This window comes from Fischerella major NIES-592, from assembly GCF_001904645.1.
Classification (GTDB): Bacteria; Cyanobacteriota; Cyanobacteriia; order Cyanobacteriales; family Nostocaceae; genus Fischerella; species Fischerella thermalis.
Genome location: NZ_MRCA01000003.1, coordinates 130,142 through 155,305, shown reverse-complemented (window position 1 = coordinate 155,305; position 25,164 = coordinate 130,142). Strand labels below are relative to the sequence as shown.

Annotated in this window: 14 protein-coding genes and 2 pseudogenes; 4 read left to right on the top strand and 12 right to left on the bottom strand. The window is 39.6% G+C overall.

Going from position 1 to position 25,164, the window contains the following annotated elements; translation table 11 throughout:
• Positions 1 to 39 precede the first annotated feature (39 nt).
• From NIES592_RS07960 to NIES592_RS07910, 11 genes and pseudogenes are all read right to left on the bottom strand, one after another.
• On the bottom strand, positions 40 to 993 hold the full coding sequence (locus tag NIES592_RS07960) for a glycosyltransferase family 2 protein (protein ID WP_073555581.1): 954 nt from the start codon (positions 991 to 993) through the stop codon (positions 40 to 42).
• Positions 994 to 1,157: 164 nt separating this feature from the next.
• Positions 1,158 to 1,298 (bottom strand): annotated as a pseudogene (locus tag NIES592_RS07955) (glycosyltransferase family 2 protein); the annotation flags it as partial.
• A 15-nt stretch (positions 1,299 to 1,313) separates the two neighbouring features.
• The gene (locus NIES592_RS07950) at positions 1,314 to 2,534 is read right to left on the bottom strand and encodes a glycosyltransferase (RefSeq protein ID WP_073555393.1); all 1,221 of its coding nucleotides are present in this window, start codon (positions 2,532 to 2,534) and stop codon (positions 1,314 to 1,316) included.
• A gap of 167 nt (positions 2,535 to 2,701) precedes the next feature.
• Positions 2,702 to 3,430, bottom strand: coding sequence for a class I SAM-dependent methyltransferase (locus tag NIES592_RS07945; RefSeq protein ID WP_073555392.1), 729 nt, complete (start codon positions 3,428 to 3,430; stop codon positions 2,702 to 2,704).
• Between the two features lie 39 nt (positions 3,431 to 3,469).
• Positions 3,470 to 4,198 carry a class I SAM-dependent methyltransferase gene (locus NIES592_RS07940; RefSeq protein ID WP_256678083.1) on the bottom strand — a complete coding sequence of 243 codons (729 nt, stop codon included), beginning with the start codon at positions 4,196 to 4,198 and terminating at the stop codon, positions 3,470 to 3,472.
• Positions 4,191 to 5,612 carry an O-antigen ligase family protein gene (locus NIES592_RS07935; RefSeq protein ID WP_073555391.1) on the bottom strand — a complete coding sequence of 474 codons (1,422 nt, stop codon included), beginning with the start codon at positions 5,610 to 5,612 and terminating at the stop codon, positions 4,191 to 4,193. The genes NIES592_RS07940 and NIES592_RS07935 overlap by 8 nt, the downstream gene beginning before the upstream one ends.
• Positions 5,613 to 5,645: 33 nt before the next feature.
• Entirely contained in the window at positions 5,646 to 7,790 is a 2,145-nt protein-coding gene (locus NIES592_RS07930; RefSeq protein WP_073555390.1) for a GumC family protein, read from the bottom strand.
• A 134-nt stretch (positions 7,791 to 7,924) separates the two neighbouring features.
• Positions 7,925 to 9,097, bottom strand: a complete 1,173-nt coding sequence (locus NIES592_RS07925) for a glycosyltransferase family 4 protein (RefSeq protein WP_073555389.1) — start codon at positions 9,095 to 9,097, stop codon at positions 7,925 to 7,927.
• Between the two features lie 73 nt (positions 9,098 to 9,170).
• Complete coding sequence (locus NIES592_RS07920; RefSeq protein WP_073555388.1) at positions 9,171 to 10,370, bottom strand: glycosyltransferase; 1,200 nt, start codon at positions 10,368 to 10,370, stop codon at positions 9,171 to 9,173.
• Positions 10,371 to 10,986: 616 nt separating this feature from the next.
• Positions 10,987 to 13,161 (bottom strand): PhoX family protein, encoded by a 2,175-nt coding sequence (locus NIES592_RS07915; RefSeq protein ID WP_073555387.1) that lies wholly within the window; start codon positions 13,159 to 13,161, stop codon positions 10,987 to 10,989.
• A gap of 671 nt (positions 13,162 to 13,832) precedes the next feature.
• Positions 13,833 to 14,318 (bottom strand): annotated as a pseudogene (locus NIES592_RS07910) (phosphate ABC transporter ATP-binding protein); the annotation flags it as partial.
• A 305-nt stretch (positions 14,319 to 14,623) separates the two neighbouring features.
• Here NIES592_RS07910 and NIES592_RS07905 point away from each other — a divergent pair.
• From NIES592_RS07905 to NIES592_RS07890, 4 genes are all read left to right on the top strand, one after another.
• Positions 14,624 to 16,705, top strand: coding sequence for a dynamin family protein (locus NIES592_RS07905; protein ID WP_073555386.1), 2,082 nt, complete (start codon positions 14,624 to 14,626; stop codon positions 16,703 to 16,705).
• 765 nt (positions 16,706 to 17,470) lie between these two features.
• Positions 17,471 to 19,513, top strand: coding sequence for a dynamin family protein (locus NIES592_RS07900; protein ID WP_073555385.1), 2,043 nt, complete (start codon positions 17,471 to 17,473; stop codon positions 19,511 to 19,513).
• A gap of 82 nt (positions 19,514 to 19,595) precedes the next feature.
• A complete protein-coding gene (locus NIES592_RS07895; protein WP_073555384.1) occupies positions 19,596 to 20,564 on the top strand; it encodes a M48 family metallopeptidase in 969 nt (322 codons plus the stop codon).
• 6 nt (positions 20,565 to 20,570) lie between these two features.
• Complete coding sequence (locus NIES592_RS07890) at positions 20,571 to 22,385, top strand: dynamin family protein (protein WP_073555383.1); 1,815 nt, start codon at positions 20,571 to 20,573, stop codon at positions 22,383 to 22,385.
• A 42-nt stretch (positions 22,386 to 22,427) separates the two neighbouring features.
• Here NIES592_RS07890 and NIES592_RS24070 read toward each other — a convergent pair whose 3' ends face one another.
• On the bottom strand, positions 22,428 to 24,245 hold the full coding sequence (locus tag NIES592_RS24070; RefSeq protein ID WP_084552249.1) for a CHAT domain-containing protein: 1,818 nt from the start codon (positions 24,243 to 24,245) through the stop codon (positions 22,428 to 22,430).
• Positions 24,246 to 25,164 lie beyond the last annotated feature (919 nt).

Below are 25,164 nucleotides of genomic sequence, written 5' to 3'. Positions count from 1 at the left end.
CACCCCTCACACCCCCCACACCTCCCCACCTCCCCTATTTCATATACTGAATACGTGGCGACGCATGGTATAAATAAATGCCATTACTCTGCTGAAGCCGAATGGGCCAAACCATTCCATGATTGCGATCGCTAAAGTTAGACGGATGTACTGGCGAGAGTAACGCAACTGAGGATAGTATTTGACGGCTGAGGTAAGAAAATGACGTGTCCACTTGCAGTCTTTGTCATCACTTTGCAGAGCTTGCCAAGCTATATAGATGTTGCTATGACCATAACATCGGTGTTTTAGATACTGAGCTTCTGGTGGTATTGATTGGAACACTTTCTCAATCACTGGACTCAGACCTTGTTCTATCAATCGCCAGTTTTTGGTCGTATTATGAGAGTGCAGTCGATAAAAAACCAAAGGTTCTTTGACTACTGCCAATAGATAACGAGAAGCAATACGTACCCATAATTCCCAATCTTCAGCAGAACGTAAATTTTGGTCAAATACCCCTACTGTTTCCAAACAACAGCGACGAACTAAGACTGTGGAAGTTTGGATAGGGTTGTGTTCAACTACTTGCTTCCACGCATTACCCTCTGCATGTGAGGATATAACTCTACCCAAAGATTTACCTTGCTCATCAATTAAAACTATCCAAGTATGCACAAAGCCTATTGCTGGATTTTCTTCCAGACAACGTACCTGTTTTTCTAATTTAGTTGACTCCCACAAATCGTCAGCATCCAGAAACGCTATATACTCTCCTTGGGTATGGGCAATACCTGTATTACGTGCCGCAGATACACCTTGATTTTCTTGGGAAATTAGTTTCACACGCGGATCTACTATTTCAGAAGCCCATTTGAGGATAGGATCTGAACTACCATCATTAACAATCAATACTTCAAAATCTGTGAAAGTCTGCCGTAAAACACTCTCTAGGGTTTCTGGCAGATAAGTCATTGCATTGTATGCCGGAATAATAATAGATACTTTGGGCATATTAAGTGGTTGGGCAAAAGGAATAGGAGAAAATGGGTGTTGTTTATTGTATTGAACCGCCAAGACACCAAGGTATGCCAAGGTTTTGTAGAAGGTGGTTTGTTAGCTTTTTAAAGTTAAGATACGTCGTCGCAAACCACGGCTGAAGTTTCGCATTTCATTGATTCCTTGTAATTATCGGTGCTACCGTCGTTGATAATTAATACCTCAAAATCAGTAAAAGTTTGTTTCAGAACGCTCTCCAATGTTTTGGGGAGATAGTTCATAGAATTGTAAGCTTGAATAATGACAGAAACTTTAGGCATAATATACCCCTCAATTTAATTAGTTTGTAAAGATAATTTCTTCTTAGATTGCACAATCGTTTCTAGAATCACATCACGATAACGCAGCGCGATCGCATCCCAACTAAACCGTGCTACATTTTGTTTTGCACGCTCACTCCAATTGCTACTCAAGGCATCTTTAATTGCATGAGCATAAACATCTAGATTGGTTACATCACAGAGAATCCCGCCGTCGCCAATAATATATCGCCGCATTTCATCTTCAGTAGCGACTACAGGTAAACCAGTAGCCATTGCTTCTAGATAGACAAGCCCAAACGGCTCATAGATAGAAGGAAGGGTAAATGCATCAACACTGCGGTAAATTTCAGGCATTTGTTCAAAGGGAAAGGTGCGAATGGCAAAGCGTTCTGCACTCAAAAGACGCTCACCTAGTGACTGAAAATGGGCGCGATCAGGGCCATCTCCACAGATCAGAAGACTAACTTCACTGAAGCGAGACACAGCCTGAATGGCTAGTTCAACTCGCTTTTGGTTCTTGTGATTCAACGAGGCGACACACAACACCACAGGTTTGGGCAAACCTAGATCAATTTGCTTACCATCACAAGTAAATTGATCGAGATTTACTCCATTGGGAATGATGCTGATTGGTTGCGTTGGTTTGAGAGTACGAGCAAATGCAGCAGTAGCTTCATCGAAAACTACCAAACGATCTGGACAAAAGCGAAGATTCCGCCTCAAGCACTGGCCATTTTTTACTAATGAGCCATCATCTCCTTTTCCCAGTAAGCTATTGTGTTCGGTGAAAAGTATCGGGGTTCCCTTAAGCGATCGCACAAAAGCAGCCATTGCTAAACCACCATAATCGTTGCAGGGAAAAATCAAGTCAGCAGGACGAGTCAGACAGCGAATTGCACAGGGTAAGAAACTGGTAAGGTGTTCTATGACAATTTCAGGATAATTGCTCAAACTACCCAACAGGGGAGTAATTAGAGGATGACGCACCAAACGGTAGGAATAGGTGCGGGGAATACCTCCCGCCGGATAGCTGAAGCAACCGCACGGAGAACCACTCAGAAGTTCTACTTCAAAATAAGCACTCAGCCGACGTGCTAGTTCGATCGCCATAATCTCCGAACCACCACTCCAGTTAACTCCTGCACTGGGATGGACTATAACTACCTGGTAAGGTTGTTTATCTTTTACCCGATGCTGGAGATGATTTTTAGAGCCAATTAATTGCTGAGTCATATCATGTCCGTTTGAAAACTTGCATTATTTCGTTGAGGTCGGTAATCGGTAATGGGAAAACTAATGACATAAACTCAATGACTAAGCTTTATATCGTAAGCAATTAGCCGGACTTGATATCATTCGATTTTGGATTTTGGATAGGTATAACGGTTTTTTGTAAATATTCAAGACATAAGTACAACATTAACTTGTTGCTTTTTCAGCATCACAATACAATCCGTAAGTTCTGCATCAATTTTGCCAAAACTAAGTATTTTGGTCATTGATTTGAGCAAATTCCATCCTCCTGTTAATATTTTATTTTTCTCTTTCATCTCTTTCTGACGAAAATTTTCGTATAAGACGAAATGTTCAATTGTTAAACCATTCATCATGGCAAATTGCTTGATTGATTCTGGAGCAATAAAAAATCTTGAGAATGTCCGAAAAGGCCCAAGGTGTCCTGCTCTACCTGCTCTCTTTTCACCAAAGATATGTTTATATACCCAAATATGGAACCAGAGCGGAGTATATTTTGTGATTAAACCCCAGATAGACATAACATTAGGAAATGCAAGAATGATAATTCCATCTTCTTTGACAGCATGAAAAAAATTGTTGAGAGCTTTTTCGGGTTCAGGAAGATGTTCCAAAACATACCAACAAACAATTACATCAAAATTTGCAACTGGTAAGTTGTAGACTTGTATATCTCCTAAAATTTTTTCGTTTAAGACAGAGTTACTTTTAAGCTGTTCTTCTGATATGTCAATGCCTACCAAATATGCATTCTGCCCAAAGTTAAAGTGACTTGCAGAACCACAGCCTGCTTCCAAAACTCGGATATTTTTTTTGTTGCTTAATAATTGATGAGATATTACTGACTGTAATTTATTTATTTCTTCCTGACTCATTGATTTTCCTCCACTGAGATTAATGGTTGAAATTGCTTGCTAGTCAGAATTTGTATTCAAAATAATGACAAAATCAAGGACAAAAAATAGGAATCGATTTTTGATGATTTTAAATTCGGTAATTCCAGCAGCATTTATTAGCCTGTGCAAGTCTCGCAGCGACAATAAGTGCATATAATCATCAGCCGCCCATCCCTTACCGATAAAATGTAAATAGCGGTCAAAAAATTTTTTGGGCAAAAAATGTAACAATGGCGTGCGCGTATGCACTTCAATGGGAAAATATTTATTCGGTGTAGTAATAAATGCTTTTTTAGCTACTCGTTTAATCTCTTTTAAAAAGAGAATTTGCTGTGTCTCATCACCTACATGTTCTAAAACAGCATTTGACCAACAGATATCAAATTTTTGATCGGCAAATGGAAAATTTTGACCATCATAAGTAACAATTTTTAATTGCGGATATCGTGATGATGATTCCTGTCTTTTCGATACAATTTTCTCTTCAGGAATCTCAAGCTGTGAATCTTTACGGGCATACAGATATAAATCAGGAGTCTCAATACAAAGAGCAGTTATTTGCTGTAAATAAGGATAATGTTTCTCTAAATAATTATCCGTATTGCTGTATTCTTGTTCACTAAAACCAACATCTAAAATTCTGGTTGCAGGAGTCGGCTGAATTTCTGACAGGAACAAATGCCATTTACGTCTGCGATTCCAAGCAGATACTTTGTAAGCAAGCGACATAATATCTCCTTCAAACATGTGTAACGGGCATAGATTTATCCCAAGTCTGCTTTTCGTTCCAGTTCCAGCCACAAACAGCAAACACAGTCCAATAGTAAAAATAGAAAGCAGTTGAAACTGCTACATTTTCGGACAACATACCTACAAGTAAAGCTATAAAAACGGCCAATAGATACCAACACAATTGATGCTGAATACTGTTGGCAGGTGTACGCCAGAGTAACTGAACTAGACGTGCAAACTGTGCGCCGAAAAATATTAAAAGAGCAGTGAAACCAAAGATTCCTCCTTCTACCAAAGCCCTGACGTAATCATTGTGGGGAAGATGTTGATCAGGATGTATATGGCTACTTAACCCTAAACCATAACCAAAGATGGGAAAATGCTGCCAGGCTTGTATGAGGTAATTCCAATAGGCAATTCGCCAGTTAAAACTGTTATAGTCTCCCTGTGATAGGAGAATTGCTCGAGATATATCAATATCTGGATTGAGTAGGGGTGTCTGAGTAATTGTGCTAAGACGTTCTTGTCCTAATTCCGTACTGACAAATAGTCCTATGAGGGCTGCAAACAAAAGCACCCCAGTAATGAGGTTAGTAAGGCTCAATCTCGGAGCTATCATGACTATCACAAAAATGCAAAGCATCGCTAAGCCAACCATAGTTTTGGTAGTTGAAAGAACAAAAACCAATAAACCCAGCAAAAGAACCCAAGGCCAGCGTCGTCTAGCATAGCCTAATTTCCACCAAGTCAAACCGATGAACAAAAATAGGTAGACTGTGAAGTTGTTTGCGTGAACAAAAGTACCTTTAATTCGAGTTATACTTCCACCACCCAGCACTTGAGGCAGTACTGAAGGCAGAAATATCTGGAGTAACGCAACTGTAAGTGGGAAGATCAAGGAGAAAAACAACAGAGAAACAATCTTTTCAGGATGAAGTTTGTCCTTAAGCTGCATGATCAGCAAATAAATCATCAGAAAAGAAAATAGACGTATCCACTCACGGATGCTAATCGGTAATAAGGAAGCATCCATTCCCAGTTCTCCTAGAGGTAAGAGTATCAGCCACAAAGCTTGTAGCATTATCCAGCTTGCAAATAACCACCAAAAGCGATCAGTGTGTACTGGACGACCAAGCAACAGCATCACGATTACGTATAGCAAAGTCAGGCCATCTAAACCAATCGCAAATGCAGCTGGTATTTGCAGAGCAAACCAAGAATCGAGAGAGGAACGTAGGATCAATAGACCCATTACCGTTTGCTCAAACTTGGTAAAGAAGAAGATCAGCACAGGTACTGCTACTAGAGCTAAGCACAGGTAAAGAGGTTTAGCACCTGCAAAAAACCCTGCAATTATACCAACTCCTACACCTAATAACCCAACCAACAGTGGCAAAAAAGAAGAATGTACACGTTGATTAGTCAACATAGTTAGCTAGATTTCAAATGGTTTTTAGCAACTTTAAGCGGAACTTCCCTTACTCAAACGTCTGGATGATAGGGAGCTATAACTATTAACGGGATAACGATAATATCGTTCTGTTTGGTCTGTAATTCCATTGACAACTACTCCCATGACTGGTATTTGATTATGTGTTAATTCTGATACTGCTCTTTGTAGAACTTCTTTGATTGTAAAACCGGGACGTGTAACTAGCAGAATTGCGTCACTTTGTCTTCCTAAGGTATGAGCATCAGCACAAGCACTAAGAGGAGGAGTATCTATAACTACAAATTCATACTGCCGAACTGCTTCTATCAACAGAGACTTCATAGCCTCGGACTCTAGTAAATGTGAGGGACGTCCGTACAATTCACCGCAAGTCAATACGGAGAGGTTAGGAATATTAGTTCGTTGCACAGTCTCTTCTAGGGATCTTTCTGAGTCAATCACATCCGTAATACCTGGTCTGGGAGCTAAGTTAAACAATGTGTGGAGGATGGGACGACGCAAATTTGCATCAATCAGCAGTGTCCGTCGAGATAGCATAGCGGAAATCGCAGCTAAGTGTGAGGCAACTACAGATTTACCCTCCCCGGTAATCGTGCTACTAACAACAATCGATCGCAACGGTTCACTACTACGAAACTCTAGGTTTTTAAATAGAGTGCGGTATGGCTCAACCAAGCCGACATGATCTAAAAATTGTGCGGATGGCTCCAGAGCGATCGCATGACTTGGTAAACGTGGTAATACTCCTAGCAATGGCAACTTCAGTAATTCCTCTGCTTCGGAAGCATCTTTCAAAGTGTGATCCATCAACTCTAGCAACAGGACAATACCTGTGGCTAAAGCAGTCCCAAATACGATAGCGATCACCAATACGCTTCTTTTGTTGGGTAAGGAAGGTTTCTTTGGTGGTTGTGCAGCTTCAATAATCTGGATATTACCAACCAGTTGAGCTTCAGCGATTCGTGCTTCTTCTAGTTTGCTTTGCAGTAACTTCAAAGATTCCGCCGACTCTTCTCGTTGGCGTGTGAGTGGAGTCAGCTGTTGCTGTTGAATTGGTAATTGTGCTAGACGAGTCTGGAGGTTAGCCCGATTAGTTTGTACAACTTTTAGCTTGTTTTCCAGTGCCAAGCGCTCAACATCATTAATAATCAGTTGAGAGGTCAAGTCTTGACTGATTTGATCGCCTGCGACAGAGCCAGAAGAGATAGATTGATTTCTGGGGGATACGCGGGCTAGTCCTTGTTGATACAAAGCACCTAAACCGTTTCTTTGTCCCAGCAGATTTATGACAGTCGGATGATTATCTGTTAAAGACAAACGAGCTTGAACTAGTTGAGTCTCTATCTCTGCTAACTTATTGCGTAAGGCTTTGAGTTCTTCATCTTGACCACCACGTACAGCTGCATAAGCTTGATTGAGAGCTTTCGCATCGGTGAATTGTTGCAATGAAGCTTCCTTGGAACGCAATTCTTGAAGTTGAGCTGAAAGAGTGTTCTCCTGCTGTTCCAAAGTAGCCAGGCTCTCCACCAAACTTTTGGTTTGCTCATCAAAGGAGACAATACCGCTACCTTGTCTATATCTGTTTTCCTTCTGTTCAGCTTCCTGTAGCTGCTTGCGGGCTTCAGGAACCTTTTTTTCTAAGAATTTGCGGACGTTGGCAGCTTCTTGACGGATAACTTGAGTATTATCCTCAACCATTGCTCTGGAAACAGCATTGACGACTTTGGTTGCGAGTATAGGGTCTTCGTTGAGATAGCTAACCTCCAAAATGTTGGTAGCAGGAACAATTTTGATTTTCAAGCCTTGACTGAGCTGATCGACTGTAAGTTCATTTTCCGGTGAACGAAATCCAGACTCAGCCGTAACCTCAGTCAACGCTCTTTGGAGAACCCGTTGCGACTTGATTAATTCTGCTTGATCAGCTAAGGGGTTAGAACCACCTGGTGTACCTGAATTGAGTTGCGTCAGGTCGCGTCCTAATTCCGAAACACTTACCCTCTTTTGATCCAGCATCAGTCGCGTCGATGTCTGATACTGATGTGGGGTAATCTGAAGGTAGGCGATCGCTCCACCAATGACAGCAGCAAATGTAACTAGGGCAGGCAAAGCACGCCGTTTCAAAATAGATGGTAAAGATGACAAGCCTTTTTCCATAATTTTTGGGCATCAGGGATCGGAAACAAGGGAGACAAGGGAAACAAGGAAGACAAGGAAGACAAGGGGGAAAAGGGAGAATAACCAATGACTAACAACTAACAATCAACAACCAACAATCAACAAACTATTGACTATTGACTCTTGACCATTGACTCTGGACTATTGATTACTAGTTCAGGTGAGTTCAACAGAGTTGTATATAGTTTTAAGGTTTCTGAGGTAATGCGATCCCAGCCGTAGTGAAGTTGCACATGTCTTTGTGCATTCTCAGCCATTGCAGCTATTTGTGTTGGGTGATGAATTGCCCAATCTAGAGAATAAATACAAGAGTGAAGATTTCCAACTTCAAAAAGCATTCCCCGTCCCCCACTAATCAATTGCTGGTGGGGTGGGATATTACTTGCCAGGACTGGTATACCTTCGTGCATTGCTTCTAACATTGCTAGAGGTAGTCCCTCTAAATCAGAAGGCAAAACAAATAATCCTGCGCCCCGGACAATTTCCCACAGACGAACACCCCTGAGTTCGCCTGCAAATATGATATTGGGATTGCTAGCAATCTTTTCTAACAACCTTGCGGTAAAGGATTTTGTATCACTAACACCTCCAGCTACAACTAGTTTCCATCCTTTGGGTTTCAAGCTACTGAAGGCTTCTATAAGTAAGTCGGGACGTTTTTCCGGGACTATTCTGCCCAAAAACAGGATGTAGCGCCCCCAATCAAGACCTAGCTGCTTTCCATAGGTGAAATTTGGATCTGATTCACCATACCTGGCTGGAGCATTGGGAATGTAGACTGTCTCTCGACCATAGGTTTGTAAAAAGTAGGATTTCAGAGCATCTGATACCACAATGATTCCGTCAGCAAAACGTACTGCTGCTTTTTCGCCCATATGAATTAAGCGAGTGGAAAAACTACCCCACTTGGCGCGTTGCCAATCTAATCCCTGGCAGGTGACTACCACTTTGGCGGTAGTGGTAATTTTAGCTAAACCAGTAAATAGAGATGGACCAAGAGCATGGAAATGAATAATATCGTATTTTTTTCCAGCAGCAGCGATCGCACTTAATGCTGAGGTCAGGAAAGCGTCTACGCCTTTCCTTGGCAAACCGGGTAAGGAGATGACTCGAACTCCTTGAAAATTATCATGAACCAGCCAGGGAGCTTGGGTATAGGAACAGCGGGCAAATAAATCTACAGTGTGACCCTGTGCTGTCATGCGCGGATAGATTTCCGCACAGTAATGTTCGATACCACCCTGTTTAGGAGGTAGACCTTTTGCACCAATAACGGCAATTTTCATACCAACATACCAATCAGTTGTCCTTGTGCTCTAAAGCCTCTTGATATAAGAGTCAAACCTCAAATTGGCACGGTCAATTTGATTTGTTCCAGCGTTGCCACATTTGGCTATAAACTTCTTTAATGACAGTATGTGCAGCATAAGGCTTGGCAGCCTGTAGACAAGACTCAGTTGGATAATTCTCTGGATGCAGCAGTACCTGTTTTAAAGCATCTGCTATACCCTGGGGAGTGCGTTCTTCACAAACAACTCCAGTATCAGCAGACAGAATTTTTGGGGTTTCACCGCATCTAGTTGTAACTACAGGTGTTCCACTAGCAAGTGCCTCAAGCGCCACTAAAGGTAAACCTTCGTAGGCACTGCTGAGAACAAATGCATTGCTGATACGATGCAACTGTGCCATTTCTGTTTGCTCCACTGCGCCCAGCATGGTCACTTGCCTAGATAAGCCTAATCGCTCAATTTCTGTACGTACAATATTTGTTAACTCCCCATCACCTGCCAAGAGTAAATGAATATTGGCAATGTTCAATGCCGCAAATGCGCGTACCAACAAAACCGGGTCTTTCTGTGGGTGTAATCTGCCAGCAAATAACACAAAATGCGTATCTTCAGCCAACCCTAAATCAGATGCTAGTTTGCATCTTGATGCTTCTCGTTCTTCCTTACTCAATGGATAAAAAATTTCATTGTCAAATGAATTTTTGATGTAAGTTACACGTTTTGCTATTGTTGGGTAGCGCTGTCGGTATAGTTCTACTGCATCAGTGTTACATGACAATATGTCGTGAAACTGTCTAAGTAAAAATTTTTCCAAGGCAAAATAAGCTGCGGGAAATTTTCGCCACAGTATCGCCTTATTGTCACCCGCAGCCTGCATCTGTGCCCGAATATCATTATGAACAAACAGAGTTTTCTCTCCACACCAATTCAGGGCTGCTAAGGTTGGTTCCAATCTGTGAAAATGCATGAAGTCTGAAGCAAAGCAATGCCCTACAAGGGCGCTTGTATACTTCAATGTGGTAGGTATAAAACTTCTGACATTGTCATTGTGCAATGTAAATAAAGGCAGGAAACTAATTACCCTACCAGCTAATTCTGCTTCTTGCCATTTACCTACAGCTTGGTTGCTACTGCATCCTGTTCCTACCAAGCGCACCTCAAATTCACTGGGAGCGTACTTGATAAAATTCTTGATGAGTGTCTGAATTCCGCCAATAGTGGTATTCCAAGGATTGAATTGATAAAAAATTGTCAGAATAGGTTTACGCATGAGATGCACCCTGCACAATGATTGTGCAATTAATTAGGTGTTTGCAATTCAACAAACCCTCAAGAAATATTGGTTACTTCCATCAGTTCTGTATTTTTTCAAATGTAAAAACATTGATGATTTTTGAATTCCTCCGATGGTAGTATTACGTGTTAAGGAATCTATTTTGAAACTTTGAAAAATACCTACGCTTAGCCACAAAAGCAGATTGCTCTCGCATGTACACTGAGCAAGCCTTCTACTTTCCAAAACACGCAAAAAATGTTTATGCTTTTTTCATCAATGCTTCATTACGCCTTTAAATAAAAATGTAGTCTTTCTGAAGTTGAATGACACTTAGATCAAGAAAGCTTTACACAATCTTTATTTTATTTTGAGATTAAGGTTTTTTTCATAAATGCAAGTATTATTTTTTACCATTATTTTGTTATTTTTGATGCATACTGTATCTTTTATGAAGTTTTCATTAAGTTTGTAATTTAAAAAACTTTATATTGATTTACATAAATATCCTATATTGGATGAACCGAAGTCCTTTCTATGGCGAACTCCGGTTAAGTTTTTATCCTATTAATTTATCTTGCAAAAGGACGAGTGCTTATATGTAAAACAGTGGTTAGAGTCCACCGATTATACCACCGTCCTCACGCGTGATCACAACCGTTGAAGAGCGTGGGCGTCCAGACGGACCGTAACCTTGGCTATGCGGCCAGTTGCTGAACTGGATAGGATTCGAGGCGACCGCATCCTCGCCAGGGTGCTGAATATTAACGAACATCGTTTTGCCATCTGGTGTAGTGATCACACCAGTTACCTCACAGTTCATCGGACTAGTCAAAAAACGTCTAATCTGCTTAGTGTTAGGATCGGCACACATCATCACATTACCACCGATATTTTTCCAATCACCAAGACCGTTGCCGGCCTGGTCTGTTTGTATCCAGAGGCGGCCGAAGTCGTCGAACCAGAGACCATCCGGTGCACCGAAATCGTCGCCGTTAATATTACCAACATGATTTGGATCGGGATCGAGTTTATCACCACATTCGACGAAAAGATCCCAAGTGAAGGTAGTAGCTGTAACACTGCGTCCGTCCTCACGCCAACGAATGATATGACCGTAACGGTTATCAGGGCGAGGGTTGGCTGCATCGACCGGAGGACGTGCGCTGCCTGCACTTGTTGTGCCATCTGGCTCGTTTGAGGAGGGCGGGGTTGTCCCACGACGATTGTTATTTGTTAACGTGCAGTAAACTTCAATCTCTTGGAATCCACCAACGCGGGGACGTACAGCTGTCCACTCTGGACGATCCATCATCGTCGCACCAACTCGATCTGCTGCCTGCCGTGTTTTGACAAGCACTTCCCCTTGGCTCCTGAATCCGTTCTCAGGTATCAATCCACCCTGACCGTAAACTAAAGGAAGCCACTCGCCAGTACCATCATCCTTGAACTTGGCGACGTATAGAATACCATGGTCAAGCATATCGCTATTAGCAGCGCGATTGAATCCGTTTAAAGGTCTAGCGCAAACAAACTTGTAGATATACTCGTTACGCTCATCGTCACCCATATAGAAAGCAACATAGTTGTTGTCATCAACCACTACCTGGGCGCTCTCATGTTTAAACCGACCAAGTGCGGTGCGCTTCACTGGTTTGCTTTGTGGATCGTATGGATCAATCTCGACTACCCAGCCAAATAGATGGGGTTCGAGTGGATTTGTACTTGCATTGAAACGTGGATCAACTTCATGCCAGCGATAACCAAACCCTGTTTTCGAGATACCATAGCGTTTTTGCCCTGCTAAGATATCTGATTTTTCTATTCCTGGAATAGAAACTACGTCTTCGTCAGGGTTGGCAAAGTAACCGTTCCAGTTTTCTTCACAGGTCAAGTATGTACCCCACGGAGTGTAGCCATGGGCACAGTTATTCAATGTGCCGTATGCCGTGTAGCCATTGTTGACTACACCAGTCTCAATTGAACCATCTGGTGCTATGAAAAACTTCTTTGATCTCAACAGTGCATCCCCTGCCGCAGGTCCTGAAACAAGCATTTCGGTGTTACCTGTAATGCGGCGACCATAAGGCGAATTACGATTGACTTTCCAGGTTTTACCAGTCTTAAATATCTCTACAATGGATACACCATGAGCAGCTTGAGACTTGCGTACTTTCTCAATTGTTACTTGTGAACCAGGCAATCCAAATTGCGGAGCAGTTTCTGTTGCTGGAATGAAAACTAGACCATCAGAATGAAGAATTTCTTCATGAGTATATTCATGGTTCACACACAGAATTCCACGATTTGATGCCCGTCTCTGCCCAAAAAACCTCTGCTGCTGGAGTGGGAAGTAGTGCATACCATCAGCGTGCATTCCGAATTGTTTTTCCTGTGCTGCTGCATCCTGTGAAGCGTCTGCCACCCATGGTTGACCACCACGCATAATTGGATCACCCCAAGCAACTAGTACTTCAACTTTATAGCCTGGAGGAACACTGACAAGATCCTTCTCCAGAAGTCCAGTCGCTGGATTGTTCAAATTTGGTGAGATGCTCTCAAAGCCAATGCCACCAAATCCGGGACTAGGTGGAATTGGTGCTGCTTCGACACTGCGGAGAAAGCCACCGATGGAAACCTCGCCGATGACGGTAAGCGCTGACGCACTTGCAGCCGTGAATATAAACCGCCGACGGCTCATACCCATGCGTTCAATCACATCACGGATTGACTCGTTGCCAGATGGGTTGATCGTTACATTGTTCTTAGGGTGAAGGGAACCTTTCATTCTGATTACTCCATTTGAGGGTTATTAAAGTTGCTATTCAGTTCACTTAACTCTGGTGAAAACATAGAAATATAAAACTTAAAGATGTTGCTGATGTAACCTCTGTCAGATATCCGCTGAGATGTCTGCAAATTGATAAATAAATAGCCAAATTTGGGTAACGTAAAAAATTTTTAGTCTCTTTTACATCAGAATATTTTTTAAAAAAATTAACTCTATATAATTCCCAGGAAAGAGAATATATACAAACCAAGAATGAAACTTAACGTAAGCAATTATCGGATGTAATCATTGCTTTAAAATCTCATAAATTTAGTCGAACTCAAAAAATATTTCTATTAATATATAGAGTCTTATAATCAAATTAATTTCGATTAAACTCAAGGTTAATAATTGGTTAATTTTTATTTTTTGGTTAGATTATTTTGATTTTTAATATTGCAAATGAATAAGTATCTAACTGCATATAGAGATGCCATATGTCAAGTGTCTGCTTGATCCAGTCAAAAAATTATTTAAGAATCAAATTTTTCTACACAGCTAATCTAGGTCTTTTTTACACTCAAAAACCTAGATTAATTTTTTATTATAATAGAATTTCGTTTAGCAATTTTATATAAAAGACCGCTAAAATAAATAATCAAAAATAATGATAGATAAAAACTTACTAATGGTTCAATTGCTATGGCACGAGCGATGCAAAGCCTTTGTTGCTGACCACCTGAGAGAGATAATCCGCTTTGTTTTAGCTTGTCTTTAACTTCGTCCCACAAAGCTACCTGTCTGAGCGATCGCTCTACTAATTCATTCAAGTCACCCTGATACCCATTCATACGTGCGCCAAAGGTAATATTTTCATAAATTGACTTGGGGAGAGGGTTAGGCTTTTGGAAAACCATGCCTATTTTCCGACGAATTTCAACAGGTCTAAGTTTTTTTGATATGAGTCGTTCCCGTTGTAAATAATTTTTCCTTCTACTCGTGCGCCCGGAATCAGATCATGTAAGCGGTTGAAGCATCTCAAAATAGTGCTTTTGCTGCATCCTGAAGAACCGATTAAATGCAGTGATTTCATTTCTGTAAATTTCTATTTCTAAAGAGACATTGCGGATCGCCTGAAAATTCCCATAAAATGCGGAAACATCCGCTGTCCACAAAACGCTTGGGAATAGCCCTCTTCTAAGAAACTAGATTTTCTCAGGAGTTGCGAGGGGCCAGATCACCAACTTTTTAAAAAAGTTGGTGATCTCACAGCCTATCAAAATTAATATGGTTGAGTACAAATATTGCTCTACTAAATGACTAACTCTTTGTATGAGCCTTGACTGGAAGTCATCACATTTTTCATTAGAACTGGCTTGTGTCTTTGTCCGCTAAAGTGGAGTAAGACAAAGTGTATCGACAAGATTTTTGATGCATTGTTAGTATGATACGTAATATATCACAGCATTATTAAATATATATGTCGTTTGCCGCCGATTATAAGCAATTAGTGCTTACGCTGGTAGCTTATTTAAATCAATTACGAAATTTTTCAGAAAAATTTCATCTGGAAAAACTGATCCAACAAACTGATAATGCCATCAAGCGGATGGAAACAGATTCATTTTCTATCGCAGTTGTTGGGGAATTTAAACGAGGTAAAAGTACGTTTATTAATGCTATTTTAGGTGATGAAATTCTGCCAGCAGACGTTTTACCGACAACGGCTACTCTTAACCGCGTAACCTATGGTTCAGAACCATTTGTCAAGATTATATTTAAAGACGATGAAGAGCGGGACATAGCTATTCACAAATTAGTCAGCTTTGTGACTAAACTCACACCAGAGTGTGAAGCTGTTGCTGCAACTGTTAAAGAAGCAGTGATTTATTATCCAGTAAATTACTGTCGCCAGAATGTAGAAATTATTGATACACCTGGCTTAAGTGACGATGAAAACATGACAGTAGTTACACTTTCTGTTCTGGAAAAGGTTGAAACTGCTATCATGGTGACATCAGTATTAGCACCTTTTGGTGAATCTGAAGGTAATTTTCTTACCCAGAAGTTACTCACAACTGATCTGAGCCAAATTATATTTGTAGTCACAGGAATTGATCACTACAAGCGACATCAAGATATTGAGAAGGTATTAAAAACCGTTAAACAGCGTATCAAAGGCTTTGTTCAAGATTGGGTTGAAGAAAATTTTGCACAGAATTCTCCAGCATACAAACTCTATCTCAATAAAGTTGGCAGTATCAAGATTTTTGGTCTTTCTGCTTATCAAGCATTGTCAGCAAAAATTGCTAAAAATGATGTACTTTTGGCTCAAAGCCGTTTTCAGGAATTTGAATTTGCACTCCAGAAAATTGTATCGCAGGAACGAGGAAAAATACTTTTACAGGTAGTTGTAAATCAAGTTATTAGTATCTCTACAGAAATTAGAGACTACTTGAATAACACAAAGAATAAATCATCGTATTCTTATCAAGAAGTTGAAAATAAATATGCTAAAATAAACAATCTAATTACAAAATTGAAAAATGTAAAAAATCAAAAAAACTTACAGATATATGCAGCTATTGATAATATCAAAAAACAAATAAATCCGTTAATTAATCAATTAGAAAATAGATTAAAACAAGCAGCAGAGCAAATAATTGAATCAACAGAAACAAACTCTTCTCATGATATCAATGCTCTACTACAGCAATTTGCTACTCAAGTTGACAATGCTGTGCAAAAGGTTAGTCAAAGCATAGCCAAGGAAATTCAGGCTGTAATTCATCGAGAATTATCAACAGCTTTGCAGCAAGTCAGCACTTTAGTAGAAATCGCATCTGAAGTGATACGTACTGTTGAAACACATTTAAATCAGTTTGATGAGAATATTATAGTTATTAAAACTAATTTAGGAGCAGTAAGCAACTCCCTAAATCAAGCCCTGCATGAATTTAGTCAAGAGCAACTTGGAAATTTATCAAACTTGTTTCCTAGCAGTTCAGAAATATTTCTGTTGAAAGATGAAGCCAATGGTTTATACACAATTGTTGGTGGGGTTGCTGGTTCCTTATTTGGCCCTGTAGGAATGGCTGTAGGTGCAGCAGTAGGTGCTGGATTAGGTAATTCTCAGAAAGTTAAAAATTTTAAAAAAAATTATACATCGAAAGTCATTTTAGAGATTGAAAAACAATTGCGATCGCACAACAGCAATCAAATAGTTGATGATTACGTTTATGCAACTAGCAGAAGAATAGATAAACTCAAAAATCACATCGATCAAGAACTTACTTTCTGGATTGAAGATACTCAAAATACACTTGCTAAATTGCAGGGAAAACAACAGGCTGTGGTTGAAAGCGAACAGAGAAAAATTAATGCAATGCTCACCGAAACCCAAAATATCCTCAATCATGCTTGGGTTTTATCTGAGGAGCTTTACCAAACTATGCAACAGGAAGATAAGTTAGGAACAAAGATTTGTCCAAATTGCAATTACGAGAATGCGGCGAATTGCAAGTTTTGTATTAAGTGCGGTACTAGACTATCTGATAGATAGTTAAATGATATTTTGTAAACATTTTTTTGGCAAGAATTATAAAAACGTAACATTCTAGATTTCAGGTAGATAATTACAAACCTAATTTCAGATTTTGCATCGGCTTTCCCTCCCGCTAAGAAATAATACCATTCCCAAAAAAGCCTAATACAAACACAGATCCTGTAGAGACAGGATATATTGCGTCTCTACAAAGTTTATGTGTATTGTGATTAACCTGAAATAGTATGAGAGGTGGAATTTCTTCGCACACCGGGATATGGGGTAGGTGCAAAATACGAGTAATTTCAAATTTTTGCTGGATTGCGAAATAAAAAAAATAGTAACAACGCAACAAGAAAGAGAAAATTTCTATATTTGCAATTATGATGACATAAAACTGCTAATTTGTCATAAAATGCTGACAATAAAATTTTAGCTAATCCGAAATCACTGCATTTCAAGGTGTATCGCTAATTAGTCTGGTGAAAAAATAGCTAGCGAATCGTATTCGTTACTAAACATATCAAATCTGTCCATCTCATATTTTGCGTCAAACTAAAATTGCAGTATTTTCACAAGCCTATCTACAAACGACAAAATCCTTGGCTGGTCAATAGTTCATACATGTAGATATGCTTTTTTTACCATGATTTGCGGCTGTTTGGGCTTTATGCAAGATATGAACATCAGATCGACAACTTACTCAAAAAATCTCATCAGAACCACAAAGTCCAGTGTTTGAGTCGAAATTTTTGGAAGTAAACCACATATCTAGGAGTGAAAATGAAAGCCGACACTAACCAAAATACACCGCTGATCTCACTCACAGATTACAACAAACTCGCGAATAACTTAGTACTTGATTTGAAAAGACTGCGCTCTTTTTCGGAAAGGCTAAATATCCAACAATCTCTGACAGCAATTGATGATGTTTTGGAAAAGATAGAAAATAAAACTTTTTGGGTAGCAGTTGTTGGAGAATTTAAACGTGGTAAGAGTACCTTTATTAATGCTTTGTTAGGACAGGAAATTTTGCCCTCAGATATTGAACCCTGCTCTGCTACAATCAATCGCGTTACTTATAGTTTGAATTCTTATGTAGAGGTGGAATTCAAAGATGGTCGTAAAGAGAGAGTAGAGATTGACCAACTAAGTGAATATGTCACGAAATTAACCCCAGAAGCTGAAGCAACTGCGGCAAATGTTAAAGAAGCGGTTGTTTATTATCCGGCTCCTTATTGTAGAAATAATGTAGATATAATTGATACCCCAGGATTGAATGATGATCCGAGCATGACAGGGGTGACACTTTCAGTACTACCAAAGGTTGATGCTGCTATTTTGGTAATTATGGCGCAGTCGCCAGTTTCGGAAGTGGAAAGAGACTTTTTAGAGAATAAACTATTAACAAATGATCTCGGTCGGGTCATTTTTGTAGTCACGGGAATTGACCGCTGTAATCGGCCTGGAGATGCTGATAAAGTGATTGCCAGTGTCAGAAAGCGAATCAAAGAATATGTTTTAGAGCGAGCAGCCCAACAGTGGGGTGAAGACTCAGCAGAATATGAGGTTTACTTGAAAAAAATTGGTGAACCGAAAGTTTTTGGTCTGTCTGCTTACCAAGCTTTAGAAGCCAAAGATAACAATGATGATGAATTGCTGGCTAAAAGTCGTTTTCAGGAATTTGAAAAAGCATTAGAGCAATTTTTGGCAAGAGAACGGGGTGCAATTGAATTGCAAGTGCCTCTCAATCGAGTAATTGCTTCGGCTGGGGAAATTTTATCAACAATTAACATTCAAGAGAATGCCCTCAAAATGAAGTTAGAGGATTTTGAGAAAACCTACGAAACTTCTATTCAAGAAATTTCCGAATTGCGCCGTAGAAAAAAAGAAGAAATGCAGCTGATTGATCGAGCAGCTGAAAATGTCAGATACAATGTTAGACCTTTATTGAATAAGTTAGAAGAAGAGTTGAAGCAAACAGCAATCCAAGTTATTGATTCAACTACTATTACCGCCAAAGAAGTCAGCAACAAAAAAGCTCTGACTGAGAAACTTGGTCGCAAAGTTTCTAATAGCTTGCAAAATACTGGGCAGAAGTTAGCAGATAAAATTCAAACAGAGATTCAAAAAGGGTTGGCAGAAGAAATTGACCGCTTACAAGATTTTGCTAACTCTGTGGTAACGGTTTTAAATCGCATTGAAATGCAGTTTGTGGATGTAGAAGCTGATGCGAAACGCAAAAGAAGTGCAGGCGGAGAAGCGATCGCAGCAGCTTTAGCTGTGTTTACAGGATTTGGTGGTATTTGGGCAGGTTTTCGGATTGCGGGTGTGAAGGGTGCAGCAGTTGGTGCAGTTGGTAGTTTCGGTACAGCATTTGGTGCAGGGATCTTAGCCGCATCAATTGGATTACCTATTACCTGGCCTGCACTTGTTGCTATTGGTGTTGTGTCTATATTCACAGGTGGTTGGCTGACGAGACTGGTGTTTGGTGGTGAGCAAGTGGAAGCCTTTAAGGAAAATTACAAAGCAGCTATTCTCCAAGAAATTGAAAAACAAATGAAATCAAATCCCATCAACCAAAAAGTTGAGGATCACATTTCTGCGAGTTTCGATCATCTCAAACAAACACTTTCTCAGGAAGTAGAAGCTTTGCTAGATAACACCCAAAATACTCTCACAGAACTGAATCAAAAACGGCAGCGGAACGAGGCTCTCACCGAAGCTGAACAAAAGGAACTAGATGAGATGCGTGCAGAGACAGAGAGAATTTTGGGTAGCGCTCAAAGACGATCGCAGGAGCTGGTCGAAATCATGAGTGTATAAAAATTTACATAAATTTAACTGTGAGGTTGAAAACTCTGACCTCACAGTTGAGAGATTGCATTTCACAATCCTGGTTTGAACTATGCAAAATCCATCACCTACCAACCCGACAGCAGCAGTTGACCTAAATTTTGGCCATTATTTGGAAGTGCGCGATCGCCAATTATCAGCTCATTTGGTCGGTGGAATCCCTGACTATGCCTTTTCTTTAGATCAAAAACTGCGCCAGCAACTCACAGCAATGGGGCCAGTCAGAACTGTAGCTCAGGCGTTAGTTAGTTGGTCTGTACCTATTTTTCAGCAATTACTCCTGATGGAAAGTATTGAGGTAGATCCACAACAATATCCCCATATCTATGCACTTGGTGAAGATTGCGCTCACAGATTGGGTATTGGTGTCCCGCAGATTTTTATTCAGCCCGGCTCTGAGTCTGATGCTTATACTTTCGCCACTGATGATATCGCACCAATTATTGTCCTCTCTAGTGAAATTGTCGAATCTTTTACACCAGAAGAACTCAAATTCGTCATTGGTCATGAATGTGGGCACATTCATAATTTACATGGTGTTTACAACACTGTGATCGAAATTATGACCAATCAATTAGCAGAAGGAGTTTTAAAGTCGGTTCCCACACAAGGAGTATTGGATTTGTTTGTTCAAGGCGGACTAACAATATTTTTTAAACGCTGGAGTCGGTATGCAGAAATTACTTGCGATCGCGCCGGATTAATTTGCTGTGGAGATGTGAGAACCGCAGAATTAGCTTTCGTCAAGCTGATTATTGGCAGTGGAGATTCCTTAAAGCAAATTAATATTGATAAATACCTGCAACAGATGAGCAAAAATCCATCTCCTCCTATGCAAATGCAAGAACTTTTTCAGACTCATCCGCTAATTCCTAAACGGATTAAGGCGCTGCGCTTGTTTGCTGAATGTAATGTTTTTCATTCTTGGCGACCGGATGCAAAAACAGCAGATGTACGCAGTAAACAAGAAACTGATAATTTATGTGAGCAAGCTCTTCGTGTTATGCCTCAAGGATATTAAGTTGCTATGGAATCATTTGCTAAATCTCTCAGTTATGACTTTACCTATTTACGCCAAGAGTTTCTAGCAATTCTCACTAATTTTACAGAAGAATTGCGCTTAGAAAAATTTCAAAATGCTCTAGGGAAAAGACTTATCAAACAGATTCAAAGTCAAATCAACCAGATATTGAGTCGTTTAGATGCAGACTTTGTGCTTGTAGTAATTGGTGACTTCAAAAGAGGTAAATCGACATTCATCAATGCTTTATTAGGTGAAGCGATCGTGACTACAGATGTGTTGCCAGAAACGGTAACAATTAATCATATACAATACGGTTCTGAACATAAATTTTATATTTGTTTGACAAATGGCGGACAAATTCAATTAACAAAAGAAGAATTAAAATCAGAACAACTTAATCAAATTTTAGCCCAACTACCTCAGCCCATTAGTCATTTGACAATTGAAACTCCCAATCAATGGTTACGAGGACTGCGCCTTGTAGATACTCCCGGAACTGGGGATATTTTCAAGCGATTTGATCGCCAAGTTCATACTTATCTTTTACAAGCTGATGCAGTAGTATTTGTATCTTCCGCACTAGCACCATTTGCAGAATCAGAACAAGCATTTTTGCAAATGTCCGTCATCCCTCAAGATTTTCCGAAAGTCTTTTTTATTTTGAATCGGATGGATGATATTCGCACAGACCCAGAAGCAGCTAGATTATTAAATGGGACTTATAAAAAAATTAGTAATTTGTTTCCTAATCCTCAACTTTTTGGGATTAGTGCTTTGGATGAATTCTGTCGGATTCAATCATTATCCAGACCAAATCATGCTTGTGCAGCAACATTAGAAACAGCATTTCAGGAATTTCGTCAATGTTTGGAACAAACTATCCGTTTACAACGTGATTTAATTCAACTTGACCGAGCAACCGACCATACAGATCAGATGTTGGAAGAAATGGAAGACAGTTTGTTGTTGCTGCGTAATGCAATGCAAGCAGACAGAGAGCGTTTAAGTCGTGTTATTAATCAATGTGAAGATCCAACTTCGGAATTATTTGGCAAGGTTGCCCAACATATTAAGTTGATGAAAAATGAAATTAATCAACTTAGTGACCAAGCTTGTCAGTGGATGAATGAGTTTCTCAATCGCATTGATAATGAAGCGATCGCTAGCATTCATAAATTTAAAGTTGAGGATATTAAAAGACATTTTCAGTTCTTTTTAACTAACTCCTTGAGAGAAGCAATTGATAAATGTCTAGCTGTGCATAAGCCAACTATTTTTGCCAGTTATCAAAAAGCGCAAAAAGCTATTTTTGCAGAATTTAAAAATTTAACTAATGTTAGCAGTATAGAAGACACTGTTGAACCAAAAACAGGAGCTAATCATGAATATTCAGGGACAAATATTGATACTTTTGAAATTTTGTCGGAGTGCGACACCTCGACTTTTATTGCTGACTTAATAATCAGGCAAATCCAAGATTTAAAAACAGCAAGACAGAATGTGAATTATCAACAAAAACTGCAAATGGTCTTACCAGATTTTAAACTAGCTATTATTAAAGAAATTCGCTTGCTTTACGAGAATATTGCTACAAAAATTGAGCAACAAATCGAAAACGCTTATTCTCAAGATATTGAAACTTCACTTTCAGTAATGCAACAAGCACAAGAAGTATGCGCTCAAGAAGCACAGACAGTCACAGCAACGAATGAAGCATTACAAGAGGCATTATCAATTTTGCACTATGCTCGTCAGCAACTCAAGGTTTTAAAACAAAAACTTTGTTCTGAAGATATGTTGGAGACTGTATCTCAGTAGAAGGTGCATTAGTTAAAGTCCTCAAGCGGACATGATATAACTTCATCTTTGCCAAATTTTAATTGTCTTGTCATCACTGGCACTAGCAATTATCCTACTGTTTGGACTAAAAGCAATGGCATTCACACCATTTGTATGTCCGGTGAGGGTGTGGATTAGTTGCCAATTTTCTCCACTCCAAAGCTTAATTGTATTGTCATAACTACCACTAGCTAAAATGTGACCATCCCAACTAAAAATTACTGAATGCACTGGACTGTGATGATCTGTGAGGGTGTGGAGAAGTTCACCTGTTTTCAGGTTCCAGAGTTTAACTGTGCAATCTTGACTACCACTGGCCAGGATTTTACCATTTGGACTGATAGCGATCGCCCAAATCCAATCTGCATGGCCAAGAAAACTTTGCAATAGTTCCTCAGTATCCCAAAGACATAACTTTATAGTATGGTCTAAACTATCACTAGCGATCGCCTGACTATCTGGAGTGATTGCTAGGGAATAAACCCCCCATGAGTGCTGGGATAGCGTACCTGTTTGTTTTCCTGTTGCCAAATTCCATAGCTTGATTGTATGATCCCGACTACCACTGATGAGAGTTTGACCATCTGGAGTGATTGCCAAGGAACATATTGAGTCTAAGTGTACAGAGAACCAGCCACCAAGGTTGCGAACTTGTTTTCCAGTATGTAAATTCCAAATTTTGATGGTTTTATCAGCGCTACCACTAACAAGAGTTTGACCATCAGGACTGATCGCAACACAATTGACTGTATCTGAATGTCCCTCAAGAGTGTGAACCTGTCTTCCCGTATTTAAATTCCAAATTTTGATGGTTTTATCAGCGCTACCACTCACAAGAGTTTGACCATTAGGACTGATAGCAACACTATTGACTGTATCTGAATGAGCAGTCAATGTATGAATACATATCCAGTTGTCAGCTTTACTTTTTTGAGCATTTCTAGTTTGTGGTTTGGTGTTCGGGAGCGGATAGTCTTCCTGAAATATTTGGATATCTGGATTCTTTTGAGTAATACCTCTCTTCCATAAGATTGGTATCGAACCCTCTAAAAGGTTTTCCATTTGAATAGCAACCATAGCTTCATCAAAAGCTCTTTGAAACACATCTTGGTTGCCTAATAATTTGTAACCCAAGCCATCATAAAATCCTTTAGCAAACTCAATCGCGGCTCTATCTTTAATTGGCTTATTCATGCCAATTGTGTAATCAATGTACTGGCTAATTGCCCCAGCAGGTTTTTCTGAATAACAAGCATTCAGCAGCACACATTTAACATAATTGACGTGCAACTTAAAAAGAGATGCTAACGCTTCTGCTGAAACAGGTTTATTATTTCCCCCTTCATCCTCTAACAGCAAACTGCCATCTTTTAAGCCGTGTCCACAAAAGTGGACAATTTCGGGTTGTTCTTCTGCAATTGCTCGACGAATATCTTGAGGACGTACGGCAGTTCTCACACGAATTTCAAATAAATCCCGATTGGAAGCTCGTCGAATAGCTTCTTCTATTTCTCGAATCTCTTTATCTAAGCGCAATCCGTGAGGTATTGCTGTTAAAATTAATATTTTTGTCTGCTGTATAGTTTTAGATTCGTCCTGTATATTTATACTTTCTACTGATTGTATTTTATTTTCAATCTCATCTAATCTATCACTAAGTTTCTGAAGTTCATTCTCTTCTTGTATAATCTGCTGTTCATATTGAAACTTGTGTGATGGGTCAGTTTCAATAACCAAAGCTTGTCGGATTTTTATTAATTTATCCCTTTGAAGTTCATAGACTTGTTCAAGGGAGTTTTTTTCTCGTTCCAATCGAAGTCGTTGTTCTTTTGATAGCATATTAATTATTTTACAAAAACAAGTTTTTTAGATAACTCATATTACACATATTGAATTTGTTCAATTGGAATCGACAGTATCTGCTTTTCTCTTAGATTTTTCAGATGAGGGAGCTTCGTTAGCTTTTAACCATTGCTCAATTTCTGCCACAACTTGACTCATCTTCAGTCCACGCAAGGCGCAAGCTGCATGGAATCGTTTCTTCAGATCGTCCGCAATACTAATGTGCATAGCTGTTACTGTTGATAACAGTTTTATCAATAATAATACTTAAACAAAACTACAAACCTACAAAATACGATTCCAGATAGTTGTTATTAAAGTTCATGCAAGCCCCAACAGCCGTCCGCATCACAGCCAGACAAATAGTCGAGTGAAGCGATCGCTCAAAGGTCAAAGGTACGATCCTGGCGAATACAGTTTATGAACCAACAAAGTCAAAAAAGTTGTGTCACGCAGTTGAAAGTAATTCTTTAGATGTAATTTATACTTGCTACAAATAAACTTTTCTTGATCAAGTCTCATCCTATAGGCATTGAAGAGAATAGTCTTTTCAGCAGATGGAAAGCACAGTGCATTAATTCTTACTTAATTACTAAAAAACAAGAGGAGCTTTATATGGTTGCTGCTGTCATATTTTTTGCCAGTTACGCTGTAATCTCTACACTCTTTATTTCTACCGTTGAATAACAAACCAAAAACTTTTCTTATAATGCTGTTGCTTTATGTGTGAGCTAGGACTTTTTATTGCTTGTATCGTTATTCGTACTTCTCTGTTTCACCTCGGTTGGTTTCACCGGGGTTTTTTATAGACTAGGTGATAGATGCGTAACGGTGAGTTAGTGCGCTCATGGGGAAACGCCCACAGCTTTCCCCATGAGTAACTGGTGTTCGCCTTTGCTGGGTGGAAACATTACCC

Excerpts from the sequence above, each read along its gene's own strand:
- NIES592_RS07925 (WP_073555389.1), bottom strand. The coding sequence starts at position 9,097 with ATGAAAATTGCCGTTATTGGTGCAAAAGGTCTACCTCCTAAACAGGGT.
- NIES592_RS07940 (WP_256678083.1), bottom strand. The coding sequence starts at position 4,198 with ATGTTTGAAGGAGATATTATGTCGCTTGCTTACAAAGTATCTGCTTGG.
- NIES592_RS07935 (WP_073555391.1), bottom strand. The coding sequence starts at position 5,612 with ATGTTGACTAATCAACGTGTACATTCTTCTTTTTTGCCACTGTTGGTT.
- NIES592_RS07960 (WP_073555581.1), bottom strand. The coding sequence starts at position 993 with ATGCCCAAAGTATCTATTATTATTCCGGCATACAATGCAATGACTTAT.
- NIES592_RS07950 (WP_073555393.1), bottom strand. The coding sequence starts at position 2,534 with ATGACTCAGCAATTAATTGGCTCTAAAAATCATCTCCAGCATCGGGTA.
- NIES592_RS07930 (WP_073555390.1), bottom strand. The coding sequence starts at position 7,790 with ATGGAAAAAGGCTTGTCATCTTTACCATCTATTTTGAAACGGCGTGCT.
- NIES592_RS07920 (WP_073555388.1), bottom strand. The coding sequence starts at position 10,370 with ATGCGTAAACCTATTCTGACAATTTTTTATCAATTCAATCCTTGGAAT.
- NIES592_RS24070 (WP_084552249.1), bottom strand. The coding sequence starts at position 24,245 with ATGCTATCAAAAGAACAACGACTTCGATTGGAACGAGAAAAAAACTCC.
- NIES592_RS07895 (WP_073555384.1), top strand. The coding sequence starts at position 19,596 with ATGCAAAATCCATCACCTACCAACCCGACAGCAGCAGTTGACCTAAAT.
- NIES592_RS07915 (WP_073555387.1), bottom strand. The coding sequence starts at position 13,161 with ATGAAAGGTTCCCTTCACCCTAAGAACAATGTAACGATCAACCCATCT.
- NIES592_RS07945 (WP_073555392.1), bottom strand. The coding sequence starts at position 3,430 with ATGAGTCAGGAAGAAATAAATAAATTACAGTCAGTAATATCTCATCAA.
- NIES592_RS07890 (WP_073555383.1), top strand. The coding sequence starts at position 20,571 with ATGGAATCATTTGCTAAATCTCTCAGTTATGACTTTACCTATTTACGC.
- NIES592_RS07900 (WP_073555385.1), top strand. The coding sequence starts at position 17,471 with ATGAAAGCCGACACTAACCAAAATACACCGCTGATCTCACTCACAGAT.
- NIES592_RS07905 (WP_073555386.1), top strand. The coding sequence starts at position 14,624 with ATGTCGTTTGCCGCCGATTATAAGCAATTAGTGCTTACGCTGGTAGCT.